Annotated in this window: 4 protein-coding genes; 2 read left to right on the top strand and 2 right to left on the bottom strand. The window is 55.0% G+C overall.

What is annotated here, in order from left to right:
* On the top strand, positions 1-1,108 hold a 1,108-nt coding region (locus ABX962_RS31200), incomplete at its 5' end, for a hypothetical protein (protein ID WP_372725452.1).
* A gap of 132 nt (positions 1,109-1,240) precedes the next feature.
* Complete coding sequence (locus ABX962_RS31195; RefSeq protein ID WP_372725450.1) at positions 1,241-2,401, top strand: hypothetical protein; 1,161 nt, start codon at positions 1,241-1,243, stop codon at positions 2,399-2,401.
* Between the two features lie 259 nt (positions 2,402-2,660).
* Here the strand turns inward: ABX962_RS31195 and ABX962_RS31190 are convergent, their stop codons facing one another.
* Together ABX962_RS31190 and ABX962_RS31185 are read right to left on the bottom strand one after the other, a co-directional pair.
* Positions 2,661-3,794 (bottom strand): ABC transporter permease, encoded by a 1,134-nt coding sequence (locus tag ABX962_RS31190; RefSeq protein WP_372725448.1) that lies wholly within the window; start codon positions 3,792-3,794, stop codon positions 2,661-2,663.
* Between the two features lie 14 nt (positions 3,795-3,808).
* Positions 3,809-4,460 (bottom strand): ABC transporter ATP-binding protein (locus ABX962_RS31185; protein WP_372725446.1); only part of this gene is annotated, 652 nt, incomplete at its 5' end.

The raw sequence follows: 4,460 nt of genomic DNA, 5'->3' as shown, positions 1-4,460 counted from the left end.
TGCCGCAGCTTGTTTGGGCGCCCTTGCCGCCGGTGCCGTCGTCGGAGCACAAGACATCGCAGGCAATGCCGCTTCACAAGTCGGGGGCGCGTTGGACCGTGCTGCTGGACAAGCACAAAACGCTGCCGGACGAGCTCAAAATGCAACTCAAAATGCTGTCAATGGTGTTCGCAATCAAGCGAACTCCGCCGCCTCGCAAGCTGGCAACCAAGTCGATCGTATTCAAGGTGCGACGACCGATGGTTGGAACAACGGAGGCACTCAGCGAGGTGTCACCAATGGTCAAGTCGGCGTCGATGGCCGAGCGAATGTGAATGGCCAAGCCAACGTAAACAGCCAAAACGGTGTCAATGCGAACGTTCAGTCGTCGCAATCGCTTAACGCGCAGAGCCGAGCCGGAGTGAACGGCAACGTCCAAAACTCGGTTGGCGTCAACGGCCAAGGTGCGTATTACCACGGTCAAAACCAACAAGGTTTCCATGGTCAAGGTCATAGCTACAACCAAGGTTATGGTTATGGCGGCCAATCGCACGGCTACCATGGTGGCCAAGTTTATGGAAACCAGTATGGCTCGTCGTACGGCGGAACTGCCTACTCGAGCGGTTATGCAGGTACCGGCTCTTACATGGGCGGTCACTCCGGTAGCGGTGTCGTTCACACGTTGCGTCACGATGCCAGCGGTCGCGAATATATCTGTGTCGGTGGACAACGCGTCTATTTTGACAATGTCGCTACCCAAAACGGCAGCTACCAAGCTGGCTATGGAAGCTATGACCAAAGTGGCGATGCGGTGAACACCCCCGAAGCCATGCAAAACGAAAGCATGCAAAACAATGCGACCGGTAACCAAGAAGAAGAATTCTCGGCACCGGCTCTTCCTTCGGCGGATCAAAACACCGACGCTAACGTTCAAGCCGGAGCGGATGCTCAGGTGAATGGCAACGTCGATGCCGGCAATGTAAACGCTGGTGATTTGAACGCTGGTGATTTGAACGCTGGTGATTTGAACGCGGAGAGCGCAAACGCAGCTGGCGTTGGCCAAGACGGTTCGGCTGATGTTGAAACCGGAGTCCAAGCTGCCGCCAAAAACAACGCGACTCAAGAATAGCCGCAAATCTAAAACGTAACTCGATCAACGTCCGCACTGCCTTCACCGAAGGGGGTGTGGACGTTTTTTTTGAAAATCTGGATTTCTCTCTTCTTCAATAACTTAGCAACACAATCAACAAGGTAACAACGAATGAAGACACTTAAACGAACTCTATTGTTGGGCGCCGCGGTCACGACAGCGCTGACGACCATGCCCGTGCAAGCTCAAACGCAACGGGCGCTCGAACGTCGCGCCGAGCGCAACGCTCGGCAATTGCAACGACAAACCAACCGATCCGACTACTACTCGCCCGGAACCTGGCAAAATCTAAATCCGTGGATTCGAGAAAATGGTGTTGCCCCTTTGGCACGAGCCGCTAATGCGATTGGTCAAACGGTCGACGCTGCGACTCGAATCGGCGATGGGCAATTCGGGTATCGGGACAAGTCGGCTCAAAACACTTGGTTCTACGACTACTACACCTATACACCCACCTACTACACCCAACGAAGTGACGATCGCTATGCCGGTGCGATCCGGTATTTTGATGCGGACAGTGACGGTGTTTATGATTCACGATCCTATTACCGCGACAGCGATGAAGATGGACGCTATGACGAGTATGACCGCTACGATTTCTATAACGATGGAAATGCGGATGCGAAGGTCCAAGTCGAAGTGAGCTCCGACACGGCCAGCGAGCCACGCGTCGATCGTGATCGCAATCAAAACGCTCGCGATACCTATCGCGGTCCCGAGGACGCACGTCGGCACAGTGTCGAAGGCGAAATTGCGTTTGCAAAAAAAGCGAAGGTAAACGGAAGCGATAACCTCTTGGTCGGTATCAACGACGAGCAGGACTCTACACTCGCCATTGACCTTGGCCCTGTCGATTCGCTTCGTGGTCAACATGTCGAAGTAGGTAACTCGATTACCGCCGTCGGTGTCTACGAAACGATCGGTGAAAAACAGTTGCTTCTCGCCGACAGTTTTCGGATCGAAGGTGGGCAAAGTATCGAGGTTGATCGTGCTGCCGGCTTGAATTTGACCGGTGAAATCGTTGACATCAAGAGCACCCCGATCGGTTCGACCGAGCATTACATTGCCGTGGTGTCGATCGATGGCGAGCGTCAACTCGTCGATTTTGGCCCCACCACGACTTACAAAGTCAAACTCCAGCCCTCGACAAAAGTTACGCTGCGCGGTGTGCCTGTGCGTGCTCAAGAGCATCGAGTGATCTTGGCCGAGCAGGTGCAAATCGGCGGCGAGACTTTCAATATCCAGCCCACCCAATTTGGTTCACAGCAATAGCCCAGAACCGCTGGGATCTCAATTGAGTTTTTCGCGAACACGGTGGCTGCTTTTAGCGGCGACCGCGTTCGTTGCATTCCGAAGACAATGAATGATCCTCCGCAGGAGCCTGCTTAAGTGGTAGCAGATGCAACGCCGGATTGCGTAGCCTAGGCTTCCAGCCTGGGTTTGCTGTGGTTCCCAGGCTGGAAGCCTAGGCTACGTTACGAGATCTTTGGCAAGCTACCACATCGCAAAGTCACTTTTACCTCATCCCATATTAGGCTTGCCGCAACGCATTGACGATCGGCACGGTGGCGGCTTGGACGGCCGGAGCAAACCCGGCAACCACGCCGACGACGAGCGAGGTGAGGGTTCCCGAAATGGCAAGGCTAATCGAGGGTCTGAACGCGATCGTCGCTCCTTCGGCTCCGATCGCGAATCCGCCTAACCCTAATGCGGCCAACGCCAACGTCGTGCCGGCAATCCCGCCGACAAGACACAACAGTGTGCTTTCGGCCAGCACCAAACGCATCGCTCGCAGCGGACGCACCCCGATGGTTTGCAGCACCGCGTATTCTTTGATTCGGTCTTGAACACTCATCACCGTGGTTGTCGCCACCAACGACAACACCAAACCGACACAGGCGTAGCCCAGCCAGTGAGCGAAGCCGATCAAATCAACCAGATCCGACAACGTGCTTGCCTGGAACGCACCCTTGCGACGCGTTTTGGTCGCGACCGAACCGGCTCGTAGCGTTTCGTCGATGTCGGCGGCAACCCGGTCGGGATCGGCATCCTCGTCAAGCAAAACTTCGTGTTGCGTCACCAATCCCGCAGCATCCAATCCGCGAGTGTACTGTAGGAACGCCAAACTGGTGTAAATCAAGTTTTCTTCGGACGGAACCGTTGATGAAAAAACGCCAGCGACGTTGACCGAGATGTCGCCGATCGAGAACTGGTCGCCAGTCTTTAATCCGCGACGCTGTGCGATGTTACGGCCGATGATTGCCGCATCGCGTTGGGAAGCAAACTGCTGCCAACTGCCTTCAATCAACGACAACGGACGTGTGGATTGGATCTGCTGGGGATCCGCCCCGTTGAAAACGACAATGTCCAAACTCGCGCGGCAGTTATTTGTCCAGACTTGAATCGGCATCACGTCACGGACGCCCGGAATCTGTTTGATCTTTCCGGAATAGTCCTCCGGCAATCGGCTGGTCGTGGGGCAAAACCGATTTTCTTGAAAAACAATCAAGCTGCGATTTGCATCCGCACCGCTGGTCAATCGCCGCAATCCTTCTTGCACCGAGCCCACGAAACAGAACACAAACATCGCCACGGCGGCGCCGGTGACGGTTAACAGCGTCCGCGTGCGATGACGCCATAGCGTTTTTAGGATGTAAGAAGTCATAGGGCGAAAGTTGGTTAGGAGCCTGTGAATGCACTTTCCAGGAATTTGCCACGATCTAAAACGAGTTGCCGCGAGGCAATTTTCGCAGCATCGGTATCGTGAGTGACCATCAACATCGTGATGTCGAGTTCTTTGTTGAGTCGTTGCAGCAGGACTTGGACCTGTTCGCTCGTTTCCGTATCCAGGCTGCCGGTCGGTTCGTCGGCGACGACGACTTTGGGATGCGCCACGATCGCACGGGCGATGCCGACACGTTGCTCTTGGCCACCCGAGAGTTGACGTGGGTAGTGGTCGGCTCGATCACTGAGCCCCACTGCTTCTAACGCCAAATTGACCCGTTCGCGACGCTGGTTCGACGTCAGTTTCAGCAACAGCGTTGGCAGTTCGACGTTCTCGTATGCGGTTAATACGGGAATCAGGTTGTGGGTTTGAAAGATGTATCCCAAGTTGGCGGCCCGCCAATCCGCAAGTTTGCTGCGAGAAAGTCGGGTGATCTCCGTCCCATCGACCACGATGGTTCCCGAATCAGGGCTGTCGATGCCGCTGACCAAATTCAAAAGCGTGCTTTTGCCGGTCCCGCTCGGTCCCATCAACGAAACAAACTCGCCCGACTGGATATCCAAATCGATATTGTCCAGCGGCGTGATCGTCTCGTCTCCTTTGCGA

The organism is Novipirellula sp. (assembly GCF_041583735.1).
In the GTDB taxonomy this organism is placed as follows: domain Bacteria; phylum Planctomycetota; class Planctomycetia; order Pirellulales; family Pirellulaceae; genus Novipirellula.
The sequence above is the reverse complement of the archived record's forward strand: the minus strand, read 5'-3'. Positions and strand labels throughout refer to the sequence as shown.